Annotated in this window: 22 protein-coding genes; 9 read left to right on the top strand and 13 right to left on the bottom strand. The window is 37.7% G+C overall.

Features of this window, described 5'->3' with window-relative positions; all coding sequences use genetic code 11:
• Positions 1–12 precede the first annotated feature (12 nt).
• The gene (locus ACJVDH_RS17775; RefSeq protein WP_443944743.1) at positions 13–1,653 is read left to right on the top strand and encodes an NAD+ synthase; all 1,641 of its coding nucleotides are present in this window, start codon (positions 13–15) and stop codon (positions 1,651–1,653) included.
• A gap of 55 nt (positions 1,654–1,708) precedes the next feature.
• On the opposite strand, the gene ACJVDH_RS17770 is transcribed toward ACJVDH_RS17775, so the two are convergent.
• From ACJVDH_RS17770 to rsmI, 5 genes are all read right to left on the bottom strand, one after another.
• A complete protein-coding gene (locus ACJVDH_RS17770; RefSeq protein ID WP_443944742.1) occupies positions 1,709–2,125 on the bottom strand; it encodes an OsmC family protein in 417 nt (138 codons plus the stop codon).
• 125 nt (positions 2,126–2,250) lie between these two features.
• A complete protein-coding gene (gene lspA / locus ACJVDH_RS17765; RefSeq protein WP_443944741.1) occupies positions 2,251–2,769 on the bottom strand; it encodes a signal peptidase II in 519 nt (172 codons plus the stop codon).
• A gap of 24 nt (positions 2,770–2,793) precedes the next feature.
• On the bottom strand, positions 2,794–4,437 hold the full coding sequence (lnt, locus tag ACJVDH_RS17760; protein WP_443944740.1) for an apolipoprotein N-acyltransferase: 1,644 nt from the start codon (positions 4,435–4,437) through the stop codon (positions 2,794–2,796).
• A 59-nt stretch (positions 4,438–4,496) separates the two neighbouring features.
• The gene (locus ACJVDH_RS17755) at positions 4,497–5,147 is read right to left on the bottom strand and encodes a PH domain-containing protein (RefSeq protein ID WP_443944739.1); all 651 of its coding nucleotides are present in this window, start codon (positions 5,145–5,147) and stop codon (positions 4,497–4,499) included.
• A 16-nt stretch (positions 5,148–5,163) separates the two neighbouring features.
• Complete coding sequence (gene rsmI / locus ACJVDH_RS17750) at positions 5,164–5,874, bottom strand: 16S rRNA (cytidine(1402)-2'-O)-methyltransferase (protein ID WP_443947634.1); 711 nt, start codon at positions 5,872–5,874, stop codon at positions 5,164–5,166.
• A gap of 113 nt (positions 5,875–5,987) precedes the next feature.
• Between rsmI and serS the strand changes: the two genes are divergently transcribed.
• Positions 5,988–7,259 carry a serine--tRNA ligase gene (serS, locus tag ACJVDH_RS17745; protein ID WP_443944738.1) on the top strand — a complete coding sequence of 424 codons (1,272 nt, stop codon included), beginning with the start codon at positions 5,988–5,990 and terminating at the stop codon, positions 7,257–7,259.
• Between the two features lie 86 nt (positions 7,260–7,345).
• On the opposite strand, the gene ACJVDH_RS17740 is transcribed toward serS, so the two are convergent.
• The 4 genes from ACJVDH_RS17740 to fabV all read right to left on the bottom strand — a co-directional run bounded on the left by ACJVDH_RS17740 (position 7,346) and on the right by fabV (position 10,672).
• On the bottom strand, positions 7,346–7,660 hold the full coding sequence (locus ACJVDH_RS17740) for a hypothetical protein (protein WP_443944737.1): 315 nt from the start codon (positions 7,658–7,660) through the stop codon (positions 7,346–7,348).
• 102 nt (positions 7,661–7,762) lie between these two features.
• The gene (locus ACJVDH_RS17735) at positions 7,763–8,461 is read right to left on the bottom strand and encodes an SIMPL domain-containing protein (RefSeq protein ID WP_443944736.1); all 699 of its coding nucleotides are present in this window, start codon (positions 8,459–8,461) and stop codon (positions 7,763–7,765) included.
• Positions 8,462–8,764: 303 nt separating this feature from the next.
• Entirely contained in the window at positions 8,765–9,217 is a 453-nt protein-coding gene (locus ACJVDH_RS17730) for a cold-shock protein (RefSeq protein WP_443944735.1), read from the bottom strand.
• 261 nt (positions 9,218–9,478) lie between these two features.
• The gene (gene fabV / locus ACJVDH_RS17725; RefSeq protein ID WP_443944734.1) at positions 9,479–10,672 is read right to left on the bottom strand and encodes an enoyl-ACP reductase FabV; all 1,194 of its coding nucleotides are present in this window, start codon (positions 10,670–10,672) and stop codon (positions 9,479–9,481) included.
• A gap of 196 nt (positions 10,673–10,868) precedes the next feature.
• Between fabV and ACJVDH_RS17720 the strand changes: the two genes are divergently transcribed.
• The 3 genes from ACJVDH_RS17720 (at position 10,869) to ACJVDH_RS17710 (ending at position 14,151) form a co-directional block, all read left to right on the top strand.
• Complete coding sequence (locus ACJVDH_RS17720; protein ID WP_443944733.1) at positions 10,869–11,570, top strand: DUF2490 domain-containing protein; 702 nt, start codon at positions 10,869–10,871, stop codon at positions 11,568–11,570.
• Positions 11,571–11,656: 86 nt separating this feature from the next.
• Positions 11,657–12,547 carry a hypothetical protein gene (locus ACJVDH_RS17715; RefSeq protein ID WP_443944732.1) on the top strand — a complete coding sequence of 297 codons (891 nt, stop codon included), beginning with the start codon at positions 11,657–11,659 and terminating at the stop codon, positions 12,545–12,547.
• Positions 12,548–12,669: 122 nt separating this feature from the next.
• Positions 12,670–14,151, top strand: coding sequence for a phytoene desaturase family protein (locus tag ACJVDH_RS17710; protein WP_443944731.1), 1,482 nt, complete (start codon positions 12,670–12,672; stop codon positions 14,149–14,151).
• 299 nt (positions 14,152–14,450) lie between these two features.
• On the opposite strand, the gene ACJVDH_RS17705 is transcribed toward ACJVDH_RS17710, so the two are convergent.
• From ACJVDH_RS17705 to ACJVDH_RS17690, 4 genes are all read right to left on the bottom strand, one after another.
• Positions 14,451–14,981: an RNA polymerase sigma factor gene (locus ACJVDH_RS17705; protein WP_443944730.1), complete on the bottom strand. Its 531-nt coding sequence runs from the start codon at positions 14,979–14,981 to the stop codon at positions 14,451–14,453.
• Positions 14,982–15,113: 132 nt separating this feature from the next.
• The gene (gene murB / locus ACJVDH_RS17700) at positions 15,114–16,130 is read right to left on the bottom strand and encodes a UDP-N-acetylmuramate dehydrogenase (protein WP_443944729.1); all 1,017 of its coding nucleotides are present in this window, start codon (positions 16,128–16,130) and stop codon (positions 15,114–15,116) included.
• A 112-nt stretch (positions 16,131–16,242) separates the two neighbouring features.
• Positions 16,243–16,689: a hypothetical protein gene (locus tag ACJVDH_RS17695; protein ID WP_443944728.1), complete on the bottom strand. Its 447-nt coding sequence runs from the start codon at positions 16,687–16,689 to the stop codon at positions 16,243–16,245.
• 33 nt (positions 16,690–16,722) lie between these two features.
• On the bottom strand, positions 16,723–17,190 hold the full coding sequence (locus ACJVDH_RS17690) for a sterol desaturase family protein (protein ID WP_443944727.1): 468 nt from the start codon (positions 17,188–17,190) through the stop codon (positions 16,723–16,725).
• A gap of 164 nt (positions 17,191–17,354) precedes the next feature.
• On the opposite strand from ACJVDH_RS17690, the gene ACJVDH_RS17685 reads away from it, so the two are divergent.
• The 4 genes from ACJVDH_RS17685 to ACJVDH_RS17670 all read left to right on the top strand — a co-directional run bounded on the left by ACJVDH_RS17685 (position 17,355) and on the right by ACJVDH_RS17670 (position 23,684).
• Positions 17,355–17,966, top strand: coding sequence for a TetR/AcrR family transcriptional regulator (locus ACJVDH_RS17685; RefSeq protein ID WP_443944726.1), 612 nt, complete (start codon positions 17,355–17,357; stop codon positions 17,964–17,966).
• Between the two features lie 75 nt (positions 17,967–18,041).
• Positions 18,042–19,382: a TolC family protein gene (locus tag ACJVDH_RS17680; RefSeq protein WP_443944725.1), complete on the top strand. Its 1,341-nt coding sequence runs from the start codon at positions 18,042–18,044 to the stop codon at positions 19,380–19,382.
• 2 nt (positions 19,383–19,384) lie between these two features.
• Positions 19,385–20,452, top strand: a complete 1,068-nt coding sequence (locus ACJVDH_RS17675) for an efflux RND transporter periplasmic adaptor subunit (RefSeq protein WP_443944724.1) — start codon at positions 19,385–19,387, stop codon at positions 20,450–20,452.
• 43 nt (positions 20,453–20,495) lie between these two features.
• On the top strand, positions 20,496–23,684 hold the full coding sequence (locus ACJVDH_RS17670) for an efflux RND transporter permease subunit (RefSeq protein WP_443944723.1): 3,189 nt from the start codon (positions 20,496–20,498) through the stop codon (positions 23,682–23,684).
• Positions 23,685–23,776 lie beyond the last annotated feature (92 nt).

Below are 23,776 nucleotides of genomic sequence, written 5' to 3'. Positions count from 1 at the left end.
TCTCATCTGAATATGAAAATAGCTTTAGCTCAACTCAATTACCACATCGGGAATTTTGAAGCCAACACCGAAAAGATTGTAGCCCATATTAAAAAGGCTAAAGATGCCGGAGCAGATCTGGTGGTTTTTGCCGAGCTGGCCATTTGCGGATATCCGCCACGCGATTTTTTGGAATTTGACGAATTTATCTCGCTTTGCGAAAAAGCTGCTCAGGAAATCGCTGAAAATTGTGCAGATATTGCATGCATTGTTGGACTTCCGATTCGCAATGAAGTCCTCCAGGGAAAAGATCTCTTCAATGCAGCTTACTTTATCGAAAACGGAAAAGTGAAAGCCATTGCAAAGAAAGCACTTTTGCCAACTTACGACGTATTTGATGAGTACAGATACTTTGAACCAGCAACTTCGTTCGGTTGTATTGAATTTAAAGGAAAAAAAATAGCTTTAACCATTTGCGAAGATCTTTGGAATATCAACGACAATCCTTTGTATGTGTCTAATCCGATGGATGAACTTATTTTGGAGCAGCCAGATTTAATGATCAATATTGCGGCTTCGCCATTTTCTTATACACATGATGATGAACGGATACAAGTACTTTCAGCAAATGCAAAGAAATATCAACTCCCGGTGTTTTATGTAAACCAGGTTGGTGCACAAACTGAAATTATTTTTGATGGAGGTTCACTCGTTTTTGATGCCGATGGCGAAGTGAAAGCAGAAATGAAATATTTTGAGGAGGATTTACAGGTTTTTGATCTTAATGAAGTTGTACATGTAAAGAACAAACAACCTAAAGCAGATAGATTAACAGATATCGAACAGATACATGATGCGCTGATTCTTGGCATTCGGGATTACTTTAAAAAATCTGGATTTAGTAAAGCAGTTTTGGGTTTATCTGGCGGTATTGATTCTGCTGTAGTTTGTGCGCTGGCGTGCAGAGCGCTTGGCGCAGAAAATGTTATGGCGGTACTGATGCCTTCTAAGTTTTCTTCTGACCATTCCGTGCAAGATGCGATCGATTTGGTGAACAACATTGGATGTATGCATGAAATTATCCCGATTAAAGATGTTGCTGCGGCATTTGATACTGTTCTTGCACCAGCATTTAAAGGTTTGCCTTTCAATCTTACAGAAGAAAATATCCAGGCACGTACCCGTGGTACAATTGTAATGGCCATGAGCAATAAATTTGGTTATATTTTGCTCAATACTTCTAACAAAAGCGAATGTGCTGTTGGTTATGGCACACTTTACGGAGATATGTGTGGCGCAATTGGTGTAATTGGCGATGTGTACAAAACTCAGGTTTTTGCTTTGGCTAAATACATCAATAAAGACAAAGAGGTAATTCCGGTAAATACGATTGTAAAACCACCGTCAGCAGAATTGCGTCCGGATCAAAAAGATTCTGACTCATTGCCTGAGTATGATATTCTGGACGAAATTCTCTATCAGCACATTGAACTGAAGCAAGGTTCTAAAGCAATTATTGCTCAAGGTTTTGATGCTGCTTTGGTACAGCGGATACTTAAAATGGTGAACGTAGCAGAATTTAAACGCTATCAAACGCCGCCAATTTTAAGAGTTTCTCCGAAAGCTTTTGGCATGGGCAGGCGAATGCCAATTGTGGGGAAATACATGGCTTAAAATTAAAAAAGTCCATTCTCAATTCAGAATGGACTTTTTTTTAAAAATAATAAGCTTATGCTAAAGTTGCATCAACAGTAATTTTTGTGTTTAGTAATTTTGAGATCGGGCAATTTTTTTCTGCATCTGCAACCAATTCATCAAATTTTTCCTGAGTCAGATCCGGAACACTTGCTGTTAAGGTTAAATGCGATTCTACAATTTCACCTTTAGAAGGGTCAAGATTAATTTCACATTTGGTTTCTAACTTATCTGCTGTAAAACCAGCTTCAGTAAGGTTTGCAGAAAGTTTCATGGTAAAACATCCCGCATGTGCTGCAGCAATCAATTCTTCAGGATTGGTACCAACACCTTCAGCGAAACGAGAGTTAAATGAATATTGTGTGTTGTTTAATGTGGTACTTTGCGTTGTCAGGTTTCCATTACCTTCTTTAACGGTACCTTGCCATACGGCTGTTGCATTTCTTTTCATAGTGATTCTATTTTTTGTTTGCGTTTTATTTAACAATAAAGATAATTGAATGTTTGTTTTTTCCCAGTCATTCTTTGTTATCCACAAATGAAGTTTATGCCTACGTAAAAAGCCGTTTACCACATTCAAGAGTTTTTTTCTGCTGTAAACTGTTTTGTGTTGTTTTTTAAAGATTTTAACAGCAAAATTCCAATGCCAATCATAATGGAAATGTCTGCAAAATTGAATACGCCTGTTTGGAAAAAATAGAAATCCATATGCATAAAATCGGTTACTGATCCATGTAAAATCCGATCGTATAAATTTCCAATTCCGCCGCCAATCAAAAAGCACAAAGCGATTTGCATGGCGATTGGCAAATTACGTTTCGAGAACAGGTAATAAAGGCCATAACCGAGAAATAGCAGGGGAAGACCACTTAACACAATCATGCGGAAAAAGTAAGGCAACTCGTCGCCCAGGCTTAAAAATGCGCCACTATTTTCTACTTTGGTCAATGTAAACCGATCCTTAATTATAGTGATGTGTTCATATTCCGAAATATTCCGGCGAACAATATTTTTAGATAGCTGGTCGCAACCAAAATTTAACGTAAGTATTAACAGAAGAACAGACCAACGGAGATTTTTTACTGTAGCATGCATGCGTGGCGATGATTTTCTTAGAAATTAATGAGCTTTAGACAGCGTATTTCGTTTTTTAAACCATTTGTGATATGGAATAATCAATGCCAATAAGAGTGCAGAGAGACACAAGATCCGCGCAATAATGTCGCCACTTTTTACATAAAAAGTAATTTCGTCATTCAAATGAATATCTGCTTTTAAGGCCGTTCTGGTCCACCATTCTGTATGTTGTGTAATGTCTCCACGCTGGTTTATAAAACAAGAAATTCCGGTGTTGGCAGAACGGGCAACATCTCTGCGGGTTTCTATAGCGCGTAACCGGGCATACATTTCATGCTGGTCTTTTCCAGAGGTATTTCCCCACCAACCATCATTTGTGATGATGGCAATGAATTGAGCGCCTTGTTTAACTTGTTTGCCTATCCAATCGCCCCATAAACTTTCATAACAGACAACAGGTGCGGCACCAATTCCACTTTGAGCATATAAAACGCTGGGTTCATCTTGCCAGCCCCAGCCACCAACGGTTCCGCCGAGTTGCGCAAAAATGCCATCCAGAAAAGAAAAAATCTGTGGAAATGGCATTTTTTCCACGCCAGGTACCAATTTCGATTTATGGTAAAACTGTACGTTTGCAGAATTTTCTACTTGCATGGCAGAATTAAAATTATCGTAATAGAAATCTCGTCCTTCAACAAACTTTGCCGAAGGTGTTTTCCGTGTTTGATAGATTTTTACACTTTCAATTCCAGTGATCAATGAACCGTTTTTGTACTTGCTTAGAAAATTTTGCAAAGCGATAAAGTTTGTACTTTGCCTAATTTTGTCTTCATCTTCATAACTCGGAATTGCAGTTTCTGGCCAGATGAAATATTCTGTATTCGGCTGACCTAAAGAATCGGATAATTTGGTTAAAATCTTAATTTGATCTGCCGGGGGAATATCTTCAAGTTTCAGATAAGGATCAATATTGGGTTGTACCACAACCACATTAGATACGGTACCTTTTTGCTCTAGCGTGTAATATTTGGTAAGTGAAATTCCGGCAGGTATAATTACGGCGAGTAGCCAGATACCAATCGTTCTGTATTTCGGATAACCGGTTTTTAGTTTTATGGCTTTATATGCTTCGAAAGCGAGAATATTACTCAGTAGAATCCATAAAGAACCACCATAAACACCAGTATGATCATACCACTGTGCCAATTGGTGCATACCTGCGAGTCCGTTGCCAAGTGTCATCCAAGGGAAAGCAAGATCCCAGGTTTGTTGAAGATATTCCAGTGCGATATAAAATGAAATTAATCCTAAGTAGGCAATTTTAGGTTTTGCATATCTGCTTAAACGATAATACATCCAGAAAGCAGCCGTCATTAAGAATGAACCAAGTCCGTAAGGAATAAGAGAAACGGGCAAGGCAACTGCTGCACCATTGTACGCACTTATTGCATTATAAACCCAATAAATGGACGCCGTATTCCAAAGCAAAAATGTTAACCCGGCATGTAAAAAAATGTGTTTTCCTCTTTTAGTCTTTAACGGGTTTTTGCTGATTTCATCAACAGCAATTAACAAAGGAACCAGTGCGATAAGAAGTAAAGGCGTAGTAAAGTGAATAGGCGGCCATGCCAGCCAAAGCATTATAGCGCTGCTTAAAGCGAGAAGGTAAGTTTGTTTGGATTTCATTTTTAGGAAGGGATTGTTATGGATTGGTTTTTAGCCAGATCCATAACAATTATTGGCGTTTACAAACTGTCTAAAATGGCTGCTTTTTTTGATTCATACTCTTCTTGAGTAATGAGGTGTTTATCGTAAAGCGTTTTTAGTTTACGCAGTTTAAGCGTGGTTTCGTCTTCTGGTTCTTCTTCTACAATAGGCGCAAGCTGAATTGGTTCTGGTGCTGCTTTTACTTCAACATGCGGAATATCTTCAATAGCCTGTGCGTTTAAATTAATTGGCGAGGCTGTTGCACGGTTTTCTTCCAGTTTTTGCTGGCGCAACATTTCCTTATATTCTTCCAATTGCTGATTTGCAGCCTGGTGTAATTTACGAGCTTGTACCTTCGGTATAAATTCGGTAACAATATTTTCGCCTTGCTGTGGTACGCAAATAAATTTAGAACCAAAAAATTCTTCTTTAAAAGAAACTTCCTTAATGTTTTTCCAGGAGATGTCTTTAAAATTCATGGTTAAACCCAGATTGCCCGGTTCGCAGTAAAATATGCGTTTATTAGAAATGGCAATACTATCTGGCAACAAATTTACGGCAGGTTTTTTTTGTACGGCGAGGTATAAAAGTTCTTCGCCATTGGTTAAAAGATCGTTCAATTTGCCAATGACCTTTTCTACGGCTTTTGGGTCTTGTTCGTCACTTAAAAATCTATCTATGCTAATCATAATTTTAAATCTAAGGTTATTCAGCTTCAGGATATTTGTTTTTGCTTTTACCTGCAGGTTTTCCTGCAATGCAAATTACAAATTCTCCTTTTAAAGTATTGTTTTCAAAGTGTGATTTTATCTCTGCAAGTGTTCCTCTAACGGTTTCTTCAAACATCTTCGTCAGTTCGCGGCTCACCGATGCGTGGCGGTCTTCACCCAGATACTGTGCAAATTCTTCTAAAGTTTTCAGCAAACGATGCGGGCTTTCATAAAGAATTATCGTTCTGTCTTCCTCTGCCAGTTTCTTGAATTTGGTTTGCCTTCCTTTTTTTACCGGTAAAAATCCCTCAAATACAAAAGCATCAGAAGGCAAGCCAGAGTTGACTAAAGCCGGTACAAATGCTGTTGCGCCAGGTAAACATTCTACGGCAACATCATGTTTAATTGCTTCGCGAACCAGAAAAAAACCGGGATCAGAAATTGCTGGCGTACCTGCATCAGAGATTAATGCAATTTTTTGCCCTTCATGTAAAAAACGGATAATCTCTGCTGTTGCTTTATGTTCGTTGTGTTGATGATGCGCGTACACCTTTTTATCAATGCCAAAATGTTTAAGCATTGGCGCACTGGTACGGGTATCTTCTGCCAGGATCAGATCGCATTCTTTCAAAATGCGGATTGCCCGAAAGGTCATATCCTCCAGGTTTCCTATCGGTGTAGGTACCAGAAATAACTTTCCATCCATATGTATTTGCAGGTCTTTACGAAAAAACAGCATGAACAAACTTTTTATAGAGAATGCCTGCCTACGTTCGCAATGACGACTTAATTGTTATCTTTGCTAAAAAAATAAAATAAATGCTGCAAGTTAACTATATCCGCGAGAATAGAGAGAAAGTTTTGGAACGTTTAAGTGTACGTAACTTCAAACAACCTGAGTTGGTAGATGAAATTATCAAAATTGATGAAGAACGCCGATCTACTCAAACTTCGCTGGATAGTATTTCTGCAGAAGCAAATGCTGCCGCCAAACAAATTGGGGAGTTGATGCGTGCCGGTAAAAAAGAAGAAGCTGAAGCTGTTAAGGCAAAAAGCGGTTCTCATAAAGAACAAATTAAAACGCTTGGCGATAAACTGACGGATTTAGAAACGGCTCAGCATGATTTGATTGTGCAATTGCCTAATCTTCCCTATCATTTAGTGCCTCAAGGTTCTACTGCTGATGATAATGAAATTGTGTATGTACACGGAACGCCGGCACAGTTGCCATCAAAGCCTTTGCCACATTGGGAGCTTGCAGCGAAATACGATATCATCGATTTTGAACTTGGCGTGAAAATTACCGGGGCGGGATTTCCTGTTTATAAAGGAAAAGGAGCAAGGTTACAACGTGCTTTAATCAATTTCTTTTTGGATCATGCTATTGATGCAGGATACAAAGAAGTTCAGGTTCCACATTTGGTAAATGCAGCTTCTGGTTTTGGAACTGGTCAGTTGCCAGATAAAGAAGGACAGATGTATCATTCTACCGTAGATGATTTGTATTTAATCCCTACAGCAGAAGTTCCGGTAACAAATATGTACCGCGATGTAATTTTAAAAGAAGAAGAATTGCCGATTAAAAATACAGCATATACGCCTTGCTTCCGCCGCGAAGCAGGTTCATACGGAGCACATGTACGCGGATTAAACCGTTTGCATCAGTTTGATAAAGTAGAACTTGTTCAGGTTACGCATCCGGAGAAATCTTACGAAACTTTAGAAGATATGAATAGTTATGTTCAGTCTCTGTTGCAGAAACTTGGTTTACACTATCGTGTATTGCGTTTATGCGGTGGTGATATGGGCTTTACTTCTGCAATGACGTATGATATGGAAGTTTGGAGCGCGGCGCAAGAGCGTTGGTTAGAAGTATCTTCTGTATCTAATTTCGAGACTTACCAAGCCAACAGGCTGAAATTGCGTTTTAAAGGAAAAGAAGGCAAAACGCAACTTGCACATTCTTTAAATGGAAGTGCATTGGCATTGCCGCGCATTGTGGCCTCAATTCTGGAAAATTATCAGACTGAAAATGGAATACGTATCCCAGAAGCTTTGGTAAAATATACGGGTTTCGATATGATCGATTAATCCCGTTTTAATTTGCCGTAGATAAAAATAGCTTTGCAGAAATGCAAAGCTATTTTGTTTTTATAGGTAGTATGTTTTGTATTTGATTATAGAATCAAGATCAATAATAGAATGATGATAATGATTGCACCTACAGAAAGATAAACACCTCCAGACATTGCGCGTGCTTGTCCTTTTAATTCTTTCAACTCTTTACGCAATGCTTTACGTTCAGATTTTGTCAAGTTAGACTTGTCCATGTCTCTGATTTCTTCAACACGCGTTTTGATTCTTTCTAGCTGAACGGTTTGTTCTGCACTAAGTTCTGTAGGATTTTTAGCAGGCTTATCTGCCGCTTGTGCAGCATTAAAAGTAATTCCTAAACTAAACACTAGCGCCAGAGTGTAAATAAATTTTTTCATAATATTTAATCTTTTAAGTTATCAAGTGATTACATAACAAAAAACCTACCAAAATGTTGAGGTAGGTTTTAAAAAAAAATGTTAAATAAACAAGCTTTGAGCTTAGTTGATGGCGAAAGTTGTATTTACCGAAAAACTAAGTTTGATTTTTTTGAAATCAATTTCTGGCGCCGCAGCTTCTGCATCAGCCATTGCAGATTTCATCATATAATTTCTGTAAACAGGTTGTATTGCACTGTCGCCACCATCTTGTATTTCCAGAACATCGCCCAGTTTACCACCTAATGCTTGCACCATGTATGCTGCTTTTTCTTTAGCAGATAATAAGGCTTTAATTTTAAGCTCTTTTTTTAGGCTTTCCATTTTAGAATAATCATAGCTTTCAATATTGGTGTTCGAAATGCCTTTTGGATCAATAGCAGCGATGATTTCATTAAACCTATTCAAATCTGCAACTTTAAGCCGATATTGTTTACTACTTAAAAAATCGGGGTTTTTCTTTTTCTCCGTTTCGTAATTCCAGCTGTTTAAATTGTTTACCGTTAGGTTTTCTTTAGAAATTCCTGCTTTTTGTACGGCATTAAACAGTTGTGTTTCTAAGGTAGTAATGTCGACTTTCTTTTTACTGTTGCCATCTTTAAGATATTCTTTTAGGGATATTCCGATATAAATGATATCTGGAGTTACCTCTGTTTCCGAAGTTCCGCTCACGCTGATTTTTCTGCGTAAATCTACCTGTTGGGCATTGGCGCTTGTGATGCCTAAAATTGCAATTAATGCAATAACCATTAATTTTTTCATAATCTTAATTGTTTTTCAACGGTTGTAGAAGATTAGTTTTTGCACTTTAATTCTACAATCCGGGGTTTTCATCTTGTGTACCTTAAAGATGTAAAAGCAGCACAAATTCCACACCGTAATTTTAAATTTATTTAAAATTACTTCATAAGTGTTAATTAATATGAAGATAATCAGTGTATTAATTTGTGCTTCGCTAAGATGGGAATCGGGCCGGACGCGAAAAAGAATTAATTGCTAGAGCAAAAAACGGCAATTTTTCAATCAGAAGAAATCTGATGAAAGTGTGTAGGCACTAAGCCCGCACTAGATTTTAGTAACCTTAACGGCATTAGGGCCTTTTTGTCCCATTTCAACTTCAAACGTAACTTTATCGCCTTCTCTAATCTGAGTAGCTAAACCATTAACGTGTACGAAGATACTTTCCTGTGTATCGGTGTTTTTGATGAAACCGTAACCTTTGCTTTCGTTAAAGAAAGTAACAGTTCCTTTTTTAACCGGATTTTCGTCAATGATGTCTTCTTGTCTGGAAATTCCAATTTGGATATCTTCCGTATTGATTACTTTTTTCTTTTTAGGATCTGGTGGCGTAGAAGAAATGTTTCCATTTTCATCAACGTAAGCCATCATATCTTCAAGAGATAAACCTTTTTTAGCATTGGCCTGGCGCTCTTCGCGTCTTTCCTGTTTTTCGTTCCTTTTCTGTTGCTTTTTTTTCTCGTTTTCTTTTTTTCCGAAAGTTGCTTGAGATTTAGCCATATATATATCTGTTGTTTTGAGTGTAAGCGGGAGTGAGAATTATGCAAAGATAAGAAACCTTAGCCACAAACACGATTTTATTCGGAGTGCTGCTGTAGGTTTGTGCCTGAACGCCAATCTTTTTTACGGATTTTTAGCTTAAAATCCATTTTTAGTAGACCGTCTGGATTGATTTGGCAGAGCAATTTTCAGATAAAAAAATGGCCGGTTAAAACCGGCCATGTTCTATATTTTTCGGACTGAAATCCGTCTGGTATTTTATTAATCTACAAGACCTTCAATTTCTACCACTTCATTGGCTTCTTTCTGGTAATCTACGCCATCAATCTCAAACCCAAAAAGACTCAGGAAATCAGATTTGTAGCCAGGCAAGTCACCTAAATCAGGTAAAGTTTCTGTTGTCGCTTCTTCCCAAAGCTGAGCAACTTTTGCCTGAACATCTTCGCGCATTTCCCAATCGTCAATTCGGATTCTGCCTTTTTCGTCAACCGGAATATCGCCACCTGTATATAGGCGTTCTGCAAATAAACGTTGTATTTGCTCAATGGTTCCTTCGTGTATACCTTCGGTTTTCATCACTTTGTAAAGTAATGAAATGTATAAAGGAATTACCGGAATTGCAGAACTGGCCTGCGTAACTAATGCTTTATTTACAGAAACGTAAGCTTGTCCGTTAATATCTTTAAGTTTATCACCAATAGTGAAAGCTGTGGCTTCCAAATCATCTTTCGCACGGCCAATAGTACCTTTGCGGTAAACAGGCTCTGTTAAAGCCGGGCCGATATAAGAATAAGCAACTGTAGTTGCGCCATCAGCCAAAAGGTTTTCTGCTTTTAGCGCATCAATCCACATTGCCCAATCTTCTCCACCCATTACGGCTACAGTATTGGCAATATCTTCTTCATTTGCAGGTTCAATAGAAATGTTGGTTACGTTACCTGTGTGGAAGTCTACCGTTTTATTGGTAAATGTTGTACCAATTGGCTTTAGCGTAGAACGGTGTAATACTTCTGTATCCGGGTGTTTACGCACTGGCGAAGCAAGACTATATACCACAAGATCAATTTGGCCTAAATCTGCTTTAATCAGCTCAATTGTTTTTTCTTTAATTTCTTTTGAAAAAGCATCGCCATTAATACTTTTTGCGTACAAGCCTGCAGTATGTGCTTCGTGTTCAAAAGCGGCACTATTGTACCAACCTGGCGAAGCTGTTTTACCTGCAGAAGGTGCTTTTTCGAAAAATACACCAATAGTTGCGGCACCAGAACCAAAAGCAGCAGTAATTCTTGAGGCTAAACCGAAACCGGTTGATGCGCCAATAACCAATACTTTTTTGGCACCTTCAATAGCACCTTTAGATTTTACATATTCAATTTGGTTTTTTACGTTTTGTGCGCAACCATCTGGATGTGCAGTTAAACAAATAAATCCCCGCATTCTAGGTTCAATAATCATTTTATTTTTGATTGATGTTTAAAAATAAATTCAATGGAAAGGAAGCATTTGTAAGTGCTTTTATCCAAATCTTTAACGAAGATAGATTTTTAATCGCTTACAGCTAAATCATTTTTAAATAAAGGCACTCTGCAAACTGATCAATGTGTTTTTATTTAAAAGTTGCACTAACTTAGCAAATTCAGATACTACCGATATGAAAAAACAATTATGGGCCACATTTCTGGTGATGGGTCTGGCCTTCCATGCCGCTGCGCAAACCCAATACCAGAACACGGGCTGGTTTATGTTTCTAAACAATACAAAATTCAATGAAAAATGGGGATTGCAGTTTGATGCCCAATTCAGATCGGTAGACGATTGGAAATACGTGCGGAATACATTGGTTAGACCCGCACTTCAGTATTTTATCAATAAAAATAATAACGTTGCACTGGGCTATTTGTGGCAAACCACACAAACACAGCTAAATGAAACGCGAAGTTATTTGAATGAACATCGTATTTTTGAACAATACATTTACACACATAATCTTGGACAAATTTCTGCAAGTCATCGGTTTAGGATAGAGCAACGTTTTATAGGTCGTGAATTTGATCGCGCATTTGCACAGCGTTTCCGTTACTTTTTCAGGTTTATTCAGCCTTTGCAAAAAAGAGAAACGGCTTTTGTGAAAGGCGCATTCGTAGCTTTACAAAATGAAATATTTTTGAATATCCAGAATAAAAGTAAAACGAATAATAGCTTTTTTGATCAAAATAGGGCATATCTGGCTGCAGGCTATCGTTTCTCTAAAGAGCTGGATTTAGAAATTGGTTACTTAAACCAAGCGGTACATGGACTTCCCAGCAATACCGTCAATAATGTTGTTCAATTGGCGCTTTACACCAGGTTTTAATGATTTAAAGTCATTTTTCAATTGTGTCGCTTTACTATTGTTCTGCAGCTATTGTAAAATAAGTAGCTTTTCACTCAATTTGCCGCGTGAAAAAAATTTCAATTTTATTGATTGCTTTATTGTTTGGTAAACGGATGTTTGCACAAGAAGCAACAAGCACTGCAGAACAAAAGGTTTCGCAATCAAAAAGCATTTTTAGTCCAGAAAATATTCGGAATTTCTCCCGTAAGGGAAAGTTTTTCTTCCACTGGGGTTACAACAACTCCTGGTATGGGAAAAGTGATATTCGTTTTACCGGACCAAATTATGATTTCACATTAAAAGATGTGGTTGCAAAAGACAGGCAATCTAAGTTAAGCTGGGATTATTTAAACCCTGCAGAGATTTCCGTTCCACAATATAACATCCGTGTGGGGTATTTTATCAAAGATAATTATAGTATTTCTATTGGTTGGGACCATATGAAATATGTAATGGATATCCCGCAACAGGTTGCCATTACCGGTTATATCGGTGCGACTATCACGCCAGAAAATATCCCAACAGGCGCTTTGGCCGGTACATATAATGGAGAGATAATTAATGTGAAGGAAAATATGCTAACTTACGAGCATACAGACGGATTTAATTACGCCAACGTTGAATTTGAACGTTACGACGATATTTGGGTTGCACCTTCCGGCAATACCTCGCTTACTTTAGAAACCGGTTTAGGTGGCGGTTTAATCGTTCCGCGCTCTGATGTACGTTTGTTTGGTGCAGGTAGAAATAACCACTGGAACGTTTCTGGATATGGATTTTCAGTGAAGGCGGGTTTAAAATTTTATATATGGAAGAACATTTATCTGCAAAACTCAACTAAACTTGGTGCAACAAACCTTAAAAATGTACATACTACAGGGTGGGATGAATATGATAAAGCCAGTCAAAAAATCAACTATATAGAAAACATGACGGTTTTCGGAATCCAGTTTTAATGCGGAATTTGATAAGTCCAAAAAAAGCATGTGCACTCAAACGTACATGCTTTTTTTATGTTTATAGTTTTAGTGACAGGCTTGTGCAGACAAACTGTTAAAAATTACCTTTATTTATATCGATGGATAAAAAACAACATATCTCTGTGATAGGTGCAGGATTTTCTGGATTGGCAGCCGCAGCACTATTGGCGAAAGATGGTTTTGATGTTACCGTTTTTGAAAAACATGAAATGGCTGGCGGTCGCGCGAGAACGTGGTCTGAATCGGGATTTACTTTTGATATGGGCCCCAGTTGGTATTGGATGCCAGATATTTTCGAGCACTATTTTAATCTGTTCGGTAAAACCACGGCCGATTTTTATACGCTCGAAAGGCTGAATCCTTCTTACCGTATTTATTTCGGGCAGAATGATGTGTTTGATGTTCCTTCGACCGAAAAAGAATTATACGCTTGTTTTGAATTTTTGGAACCCGGCAGCAGTGCAGACCTGGCAACTTTTCTGGCGCAGGCAAAGTACAAATATGAAGTTGGTATGAATGAGTATGTTTTCAAACCTTCTCACTCGGTGATGGAATATTTTGATCCGCGTTTAGCTGTAAGCGGTATCCGGCTACAATTGCTCGGAAATATGCGCAAACACGTTCATTCGCTTTTTAAAAATGATAAACTGAGAAAACTTTTAGAATTTCCCGTTTTATTCTTAGGTGCCACACCTCAAAATACACCTGCATTGTATAGTTTAATGAACTATGCAGATTTAATTTTGGGTACCTGGTATCCAATGGGAGGGATGCAGCGTATTGTTTCTGCAATGGAAACTATTGCAAAAGAACAAGGCGTTAAGTTTTGCTTTAACCACGATGTAGAAAAAATTGAAGTGATAGATAGCAAAGCCGAAGCTTTACAAACCAATAAAGGAACCTTTTCCACGGATTTTATTATCGGCAGTGCAGATTACCACCACATAGAACAAAAACTTTTGCCAGAAAAGTACAGAAGATATTCTGAGAAATACTGGGATAAAAGAACGATGGCGCCTTCTTGTTTATTATTTTATGTTGGCTTGGATAAAAAGCTTAAAAATATTCTACACCACAATTTGTTTTTCGATGAGGATTTCGACCAACATGCTGAAGAAATTTATACAAAACCCGATTGGCCTGAAAAACCTTTGTTTTATGTGTGCTGTCCATCTGTGACCGATAAAAGCCTTGCACCAGCAAATTGTGAGAATTTATTCTTTTTAGTTCCGCTGGCTCCCGATCTGAAAGATAACGAAAGCGAAAGGAATAAGTATTTCGATATGATTGTACAGCGATTTGAATTGTTAACCGGTAATTCTATACAAACACATATTGTGGTGAAAAGGGGGTATGCCATGCAAGACTTTAAGACCGACTACAACGCATTTAAAGGTAATGCATATGGCTTAGCTAACACTTTGAAACAGACTGCGTTCTTAAAACCAAAGATGAAAAGCCTTGTAACAAATCTTTTATATACAGGGCAATTAACCGTTCCGGGGCCTGGAGTGCCTCCTGCAATCATATCCGGACAGGTGGTTGCAAAAGAAACAAAAAAAAAGTTAAAAAAAGCTTGACAAAAACAAAATTAAACCTATCTTTATATCCACAAAGCCGAAAGGCCTAGTAAATGAGACAATAAAGCATAATCAAACTTTTCTTTTGTTTCGATTAGTGAGTGAGAAGAAAGGTTTATGAAATAAGAATTATTTAACCAAATATATGATGAGTAGAAAGGCCCGGATGATTTCCAGGCCTTTTGCTTTTCAATACTTTTTAAACTATTTTTCCATCCAGATTTTTGCCTGATGTACTGGGCATAAAAAAAGCTGATGAAACTCATCAGCTTTTTCTGTTTTTCAGGGGTAGTGTACGTTTAATTATATTCAGTAACCTGAGCATCTTTTGAATAGGTTTTTAAATACTTTTTCAAAATGCCGCGGGCAACGTGTATGCGGGTTTTTACTGTTCCGATAGGAATCTCTAACATGTCTGCAATTTCGTGGTATTTAAAGCCTTCGAAATAGCGAATAAAAGGGACATAATATTCCTGAGGCAATTGTTCTAAAGCTTTGTGAATGTCACCCATTACAAATTTACTCTCTGCCTGATTTTTAGTCGCGCTGTAAGATAAATTTGCAGAAGAGATTTCATCGCTCTGCGTAATAAGTGTATTTGTTTTAACCAGGCGGCGGTAGTTGTTTATGAAAGTATTTTTCATAATTGTAAACAACCAACCTTTTAGGTTTGTTCCTTCTTTAAATTTATTATAATAAGTAATCGCTTTAAGCATGGTATCCTGCACAAGATCATTTGCATCTTCGGCATCTTTCGTGAAATTTAAAGCATAGGATCTAAGGGAAACTGAGTGATGGTTAACCAGATGGTTGAATTCAAATTTTGTCATGATATTTAGCTTTAGGATAAGATTAAAAAACAAATGAAATAATGTCCATTCATAGTCAATCAAAACAAACTTAATACCAAAAATAAAACAGCGCGTGCCAAAGCGTATTTTACCCAATTTGGCCTGTTTTTGTCACAGAATATTTACTTCTCGTTCTAAAGTGACTCCAAAAGTAGACTTAACGCTGTCTATAATCTGTGCAGAAAAATCGAAAACCTCTTTGCCTGTGGCACGGCCATGGTTAACTAAAACTAAAGCTTGGTTCTTCCATGTACCGGTTTCGCCAATAATTTTACCTTTCCATCCACATTGTTCAATCAACCAACCAGCGGCTAATTTAATTCTTCCGTCTGGTGTGGGATAATGCACCACATCGGGGTGTTTTGCTACAAGATCTGCAAACTCATGCTTCTCAATTACCGGATTTTTAAAAAAACTGCCGGCATTGCCAATTGTTGATGGATCTGGTAGTTTGCTTACCCTTATATAGGATACAACCTCAGAAACATCCTTAATGTTTGGACTTTTAATTTCTCTTTTCTCCAGTTCAGTTTCTATTGCGCCATAAGAGGTATTGATTTGAGCTGTTGATGAAAGCCTGAAAGTGACATTAGTGATGATATATTGCCCTTTCAATGTGTTTTTAAAAATACTTTCCCGGTAACCGAAATTACAATCATCATAGGTAAAGGTTTTAATTTTTCCGGTTTCAATCTCATAAGCTTCACAACTTTCGAATACGTCTTTAAGCTCTACACCGTAAGCGCCAATATTTTGAATAGGTGATGCGCCAACCGTTCCGGGGATTAAGCTTAAATTCTCTACACCTGCGAAATCATTTTGCACACAATATTGAACAAAGTCGTTCCAGATTTCGCCAGCACCTGCTTTTACTAAAACCTGTTTGGTAGTTATTTCATGTTGGATACCTTTGATGCTCATTTTAATAATGAGTCCGTCATAGTCTTTTGTGAAAAGAATATTGCTTCCGCCACCAAGAATAAGTAAAGGCAAATGTTGGGTTAATGGATGCTCAAACAAGTTGTTGAGATCTTGCACGTTTGCGATTTCTGCAAAATAGCGCCCGTTGACATTAATGCCGAAAGAATTATAAGGTTGAAGTGAAATATTTTCCTGTAGTTGAAACATGCTGGATTATCTTGGCCACAAAAGTAAGAAAATATTAACGTGCCTTATATTGTCTCTCAAATTCAAAAAGATCATCTGTAGAGCAATTCGTAAATAGTCTTAAAAGATAGATTTACTGGTTTACAATCTTTGTGATATTTTTGTCGAAACTGAAACTTAAACTTTCATTTGAGTCATTTTTAACCTTCACATTAGAGAGTTTCCAGCCAATAAAAACCGGTTTTTGTTTTGTTACTTCCAGTAATCTGTAGCGTTCTTTGGTCAGCTTTGCACTAATTAGGCCCACACTGTCCGATTCTTGCTGAGAAAAATGTTCTATCTGACTTTCAAGAATAGCCAATGTACTGTCTAAAGTATTTCCTTTTGCAATTGAATCGGCTAGTGCTTTCGGCGATATGGTATACAAACTGTCCAATTGGCTCTGGTCAAAATCAAGTTTTTGTGTTGTTGTTTCTGCATTTTCCTTGACCAAATCTATCGCCCGGTCTTTATCCGTTTTCTTTCTACAAGAAAAAAGGAAAGCTGTAATCACCAAAAATAAGACTGTACACTTTCTCATATTTACGATTGGCGTTTTAATTTATAAAACTGTTTACTTTATTTTTGATTGCTGCGGTGTTGATTTATTCACGATGTTTTTGCTTACAAATAGTAAACCAAATGCTTTACCTTTTTCTTTCTCTCTGTTTTTGTGGTGAATTTTATGCGCCTTTCGTAACCTGATCAGATAGCCGTTATTTGCCCGAAAAGGTTGAAAGCGTTTGTGGATAAACCAATCGTGAACTATAAAATAAATAAGCCCATATCCGGTAATACCTAATCCAATAAAAAAGAGGTATCCGAAGTTAAATCGATCAATATACATCAGATATAAAGATACCGCGGCAAAAAAGACTGCGAATACATCGTTCAATTCAAACGTTGAATGTGTGTGTTGATGGTGTGATTTATGTATAAACCAAAGGGGTCCATGAAACAAATATTTGTGGATAAACCATGAAAGGCATTCCATAATAATAATGGTGACGATCAGAGTTGTTGCAGATAGAATTACATTCATTGTCGAAATATATTGTTTATAAAGAGGTAAAAACCAATAAGAAAGCATTTTTATGTCATTTTAATGTCAGTATTTAATTTGGATCGATAAACGCTGTGAACAATAACTTATGAAGTACTACTTTTGACTAAAATATTAAAAAAGTCAGATAGTAGAAAAGTAAAATGATTGTAGCCGATAAAAAGCGAGAGCAAATTATTGAAGGTGCGATAAAGCGCTTTACGCATTTTGGAATCAATAAAACCACGATGAATGATATCGCAGAAGATCTTTCTGTCTCTAAGCCTTCATTGTACTATTATTTCCCGGATAAAAAGAGTTTAATTCTTGGTGTAATCGAAAAGGTATTTAATGATTATTTCGAACTCCTGAAGAAAAAGTACAATGCAGAACAAACACTGGAGAATGTGCTGTTTAGTACGATTGATGTGCGCAATACTTTTTTTCAGAAATATTATATGTTGCGTATTGCAGAAGGCATTCCTGATTTGTTGAATGATGAAGTAATGAAAACTAAACTGCACAGTATGAAAGATGTAGAAAAGTCTTTTTTCGCCGAGATATTTTCTAATGCAAAAGTTAAGGGAGAGATAGAGCACGATAATATGAGGCACATTGCAGAATTGTATATCGAGAGTTTAATGGGCTTGACAACGATGTGTATTATGGAAACCGGTAAGGATATTTTTCCCGATAAGAAAACATTAAACAAAATGACCCAAAAGCAAAAAGACCTGTCAACTATTTTTGCACGTGGATTGAAAAGTACACAATAGCATTTTTTACAAACCAGCAGACAACTGTTTTTAACAGTAAAACGATAAGAACCCTATAAACAAAAACACATAATTATGCCTATAGTAAGACGGGTAAATGTGGTGCTATTGCTAATTTGCAGCATCATTTTGCCAAATTTGGTCTCTGCTCAGCAAAAACTCACGCTTAAAGATGCGTTGAATTATGCGCTGCAGAATAATACCAACGTGCGTAAAGCCAGGCTCGATATTGAGAATGGCCGTTACAAAGTTGAAGAAGTAAGGGCGCAGGCATTACCCCAAGTAGTGGCAACCTCTGGCTTAACTTATAATCCCATTATCGGGCAGCAGGTAGTAGATTTCGGCGGACAATTACAAACCCTGAAATTCGGACAAACCTGGAATTCAAACGCTGGCGTACAATTGCAACAGCAATTGTTCAATCAGCAGGTTTTTACAGGTTTGCAGGCCGCAAAATCAAGCGAAACCTATTACAATCTGAATGCTCAGTACACTGATGAACAGGTTATTGAAATGGTTGCAAACAACTATTATCAGGTTTTGGTCAATCGGGAGCAGCTAAACGTAATTGATACCAACATCAAAAATGTAAAAGTGGTGCAAAATATTGTTGGCGTACAATATAAAAATGGTTTGGCCCGCAAAATTGATGTAGACCGGATTAATGTAAATTTAACCAATCTTACTACACAAAGAGAGCAGACGTTAAATGCCATTACCCAACTAGAAAATCAGTTGAAATTTTCTATGGGCATGCCAGTAGCTAACGCGATTGTATTGCCTAAAGAAGAGTTGACAGAAGTGAAAACTTTGCCTCAGCTTGCAGATTCTATTGCATTAGCCGGTAGAACAGAAATTAAGTTATTAGACATCAATAAAAAACTTCTTCAACTTCAGCGCAAAGCCTACGTTTCAGAATATTACCCAACTTTATCGCTTAGCGGAAATTATACGTATGCCAGTCAGGCCAACGGTTTCGACTATTTGAATACCAGAAATGGGGCGATTGGTTATGGTGCATCTGCAATTGGATTAACGCTTCGTTTCCCAATTTTCAATGGGTTTTTAACCCGGTCTAAAATAAGACAGGCAGATGTTGATTTGAGAAAAGCAGATGAAGATCGAATCAATACGACAAACTCTTTGAACGTAGCCTATGAAAATGCAAAAATCCAGTTGCGTAATAGCTTTAATACCATTAATGCTCAACGTAAAAATGCTGATCTGGCCCTTGAAATTTACAAGAGTACACAAAACAACTACAACAACGGCCTGGCATCATTAACGGATTTGCTAGAAACAGAAAATTCATTAACGCAGGCACAAAACAGTTATAATCAAGCTTTATTAAACTATAAAGTTGCCGAAATACAAGTAATAAAATCAAACGGAAATATTAAATCGCTAGTAGAATAGACATGAAAAAAGTAATTATCATAATTGTTGTAGTTGTAGTTGCACTTGGGGCAATTGCTTATGTATTAAGCAACAACAAGAAAAAAAACGATGCGAAAACTGCTTTCATTGCCGAAGGTAGCGGTGCGGTTGCCGTTCGTATTGCAACAGTAGAAAAGAAAGTACCTAGCCTTGATTTTAGTGCTAACGGTAATTTCGTTCCAAAACAAGAACTTAATTTTTTATCTGAAAACGCCGGACGTATTTCTGCAATTTATGTGGATGAAGGTGCACGTGTAAGTAAAGGACAGGTTTTAGCGCATTTAGATGCAGAAATTATCAATACCGATAGAGAAACCGCAGAAGCTACATATCAAAATGCGGTTCGTGACGAAGCCAGATATCAAAGTTCATATGAAACGGGAGGCGTAACGCAACAACAGCTTGATCAGGCAAAATTAGCAACCCGTAATGCTAAGCTGCGTTTGCAGGCATCTCAACGTAAATCGAGCGATGCAAACATCAAATCTCCAATCAACGGAATCGTGAACAAAAGATATATAGAAGTTGGTGCCTTTGTTACAGCACAAGGAACTCAGTTGTTTGAATTGGTTGATGTATCTAAGCTAAAACTGAAAGTTAATGTAAATGAAGGTCAGGTTGCAAATCTTAAAGTTGGCAATCAGATCAGTATCCGTTCCAATGTTTTTCCGGATGAGAAATTCTCTGGTAAAGTAACTTTTATCGCGGCGAAAGCAGATGCGACATTAAATTTCCCGGTAGAAGTTGAGGTTACAAATAACGAAAAAAATAGTTTAAGAGCAGGTATGTACGGAACAGCAGTATTTGAATTTCCGAAACAAGCACCAAGTATTCTTATTCCACGCACTTCATTTGTGGGTAGTGTAAGTAGTAACCAGGTATTCGTTTTGGATAAATCCAGCAATACTTCAAAAATCCGCAAGGTAGTTACTGGCCGTATTCTGGGCGAAAGTGTAGAAGTTTTGGATGGCTTGAAAGAAGGTGAAACGGTAATTACCAGTGGCCAGATCAACCTGGCAGATGGTACTCCGGTTACTCCTGTAAAATAAGCTTAGGTTCATCATCGTAATGTTTACGACATAAAAGAAAACAATGAAGATAACAGACATATCTATAAAAAGGCCATCACTGGTAATTGTGGTTTTTACCGCACTTACATTGCTGGGCTTACTAAGTTACTTCTCGTTGGGCTATGAGCTTTTACCAAAGTTCTCCAACAACGTAGTATCCATCTCCACAATATACCCTGGAGCTTCACCCAATGAGGTGGAAAATACCGTAACCAAAAAAATTGAAGATGCGGTATCTTCTATGGAAAATATTAAGAAACTGAATGCGGTTTCTTATGAAAGTTTATCAACCGTTACCATCACTTTAACCGATAAAGCCAATATCGATATCGCTTTAAATGATGCGCAACGTAAAGTGAATGCCATTCTTGCAGATTTGCCGGAAGATGTAAAAACACCATCACTCAGTAAATTCTCTTTAGATGATTTGCCGGTAATTACCATGTCTGCTTCTGCAAATATGGACGATATTACGTTCTATGATTTAATAGATAAACGTATTGCTCCAGTGATTTCGAGGGTAAGTGGTATTGCACAAGTGAACTTGATTGGTGGTTCAGAACGTGAAATTCAGGTGTCTTTAGATGCCGATCGTTTGCAGGGTTATAATCTTTCTGTGCCTCAGGTACAACAGATGATTTTAACCTCCAATCTTGATTTCCCTACCGGTAGCGTAAAAACTAAAAATTCTGATGTATTGATTCGTTTATCTGGTAAATACAGAAGTATTGAAGAACTCCGCAACCTGGTATTGACAACCAGTAAAGATGGTGCACAAATTCGTTTAGGTGATGTTGCCGATGTGCAAGATGCACAGAAAGAAACCGAAAAACTGGCACGTATCAACAGACAAGGCGCAATTGCAATTCAGATTATTAAGCAAAGCGATGCCAACGCGGTTGAGGTGAGTAAAGGTGTTCACAAAATTATCGACCAGTTAAAGGTAGAGTATAAGGCAAACAAATTAGATATTAAAGTGGTAAACGACAGTTCCATTTTTACCTTAGAATCTGCAGATGCGGTAATCCATGATTTAATTCTGGCTGTAGTTCTCGTAGCTTTTGTAATGTTGTTTTTCTTACATAGTTTGCGGAATGCGGTTATTGTAATGGTATCTATCCCGGTTTCGCTAATTGCAACATTTATCGGAATTAGTCTGTTCGGATTTACTTTGAATTTGATGTCGCTTTTGGGCTTATCACTTGTTGTAGGTATTCTTGTGGATGATGCTATTGTGGTTTTGGAAAATATTCAGCGCCATATGGAAATGGGGAAAAACAAAGTTCGTGCGGCATCTGATGCGACACGAGAAATCGGTTTTACCGTAGTATCCATCACTTTTGTAATTGTGGTGGTGTTCTTCCCAATTGCAGTAAGTTCTGGCTTGGTATCTAACATCTTACGTCAGTTCTGTATCGTAGTAATTATAGCTACTTTGCTGTCGTTAGTTGCATCATTTACCATTGTTCCGTTAATCTTCTCTCGCTTCGGTAAACTGGAAAGAATTACCGGAAAAAATCTTTTCGGCCGTTTTATTTTGTGGTTTGAGAAACAACTGAAAAAATTTACCAACTGGATTACCGGAATTTTAACCTGGTCTTTAGAACATAAATTCTTAACGCTTCTGTTGGTTTTTATCATGTTTTTAAGTTCCTGCGGATTGCTTGGCGCCGGTTTTATCGGATCTGAGTTTTTCCCTAAATCCGATAAAGGAGAATTTTTAGTTCAGGTAGAACTTCCTAAAGATGCATCTCTTGAGCAAACTAACGCATATACACAACGTGCTGAAGCATTTTTGAGCAAACAGAAAGAAATTACACAACTGATCACAACTGTTGGTCAGGCCAGTGGAGATTTTGGTGGTACTCAGGCAACGGCATATAAGTCAGAAATTAATGTAAAACTTGTCGAGCGTAAAGAACGTGAAGGTGTATCTTCAGATATTTATGCAACTAAGATTAGTCGGGCTTTAGCTAAAGAACTTGTAGGTGCAAAAGTTAAGACCGTTCCGATTAGTATTTTGGGAATTGCAGAAAACGCGCCAATAGAACTTGTTGTTATGGGTTCAGATTTGGATAGTGCGCTTAAATATGCAGAAGGTGCGCAAAAAGTTCTCGCGGGTATTTCTGGAGCAACAGAAATTAAATTGTCTGTAGAAAAAGGTACACCAGAAATTAATGTTCAGGTAGATCGCGATAAAATGTCTGCTTTAGGATTAACCTTGCAAACGGTTGGTTCTACTATGCAAACTGCTTTTAGCGGTAATACCGATGGTAAATACCGAAAAGGTGAATACGAATACGATATTAATATTCAGTACCAGGATTTCAACAGAAAAGATATTGACGATGTAAGAAACCTGATTTTTGTAAATAGCGGCGGCCAACAGGTTAAATTGTCGCAGTTTGCAACCATTACAGAAGGTTCTGGCCCAAGTCAGTTAGAACGCCGAGATAAATCCACTTCGGTTTCTGTAAAAGCACAATCTATCGGTCGGCCAACAGGAACAATCGTTGCCGAATTTCAGGATCAGCTTGAAAAGCTTCAGGCTGATGGAAAACTAAAAAAACCTATTGGTGTAAGTTACCTTTGGGCTGGGGATCAGGAAAACCAAAGTGAAGGTTTTGGAACGCTCGGTATTGCCTTACTTGCATCGATTGTATTGGTTTATCTAATTATGGTGGCCTTATACGATAGTTTTATTTATCCTTTGGTGGTAATGTTCTCGCTTCCGCTTGCGGTAATTGGAGCTTTGCTGGCATTGGCATTAACCAACAACTCTATCGGTATCTTCACCATTTTGGGATTAATTATGCTGATGGGATTGGTGGCCAAAAATGCGATCATCCTGGTCGATTTTACCAACCAACTTAAAGCAGAAGGAAAAACTACGCGCGAAGCCTTAATTCTTGCCAACCATGCACGTTTGCGGCCGATTCTGATGACAACCATTGCCATGGTTTTCGGTATGCTTCCAATCGCTTTAGCCAGTGGTGCAGGTGCAGAATGGAAAAACGGTTTGGCTTGGGTTATTATTGGCGGTTTAACCAGCTCTTTGTTCCTTACATTGGTTGTGGTTCCGGTAATTTACCAACTGTTTGATAGTATGTTGGACAGGTTAGGTTTTAATAAGAAAGAAAAAACCATTGATGAGTTGATGGCAGAACCTTATGATCATAAAGATGTTCATGAGTGGGATTTGGATCATTAAACCCAAAATAAGAATAATCATGAGGCCGCCTGCAAAGGTGGCCTTTTTTTTGTATTGGCTTTCGCAATATTAAACCGCCCAACCAAACAAAA

It is taken from the genome of Pedobacter terrestris (assembly GCF_052343045.1).
In the GTDB taxonomy this organism is placed as follows: domain Bacteria; phylum Bacteroidota; class Bacteroidia; order Sphingobacteriales; family Sphingobacteriaceae; genus Pedobacter.
This window is presented reverse-complemented; position numbering and strand designations above follow the sequence as displayed.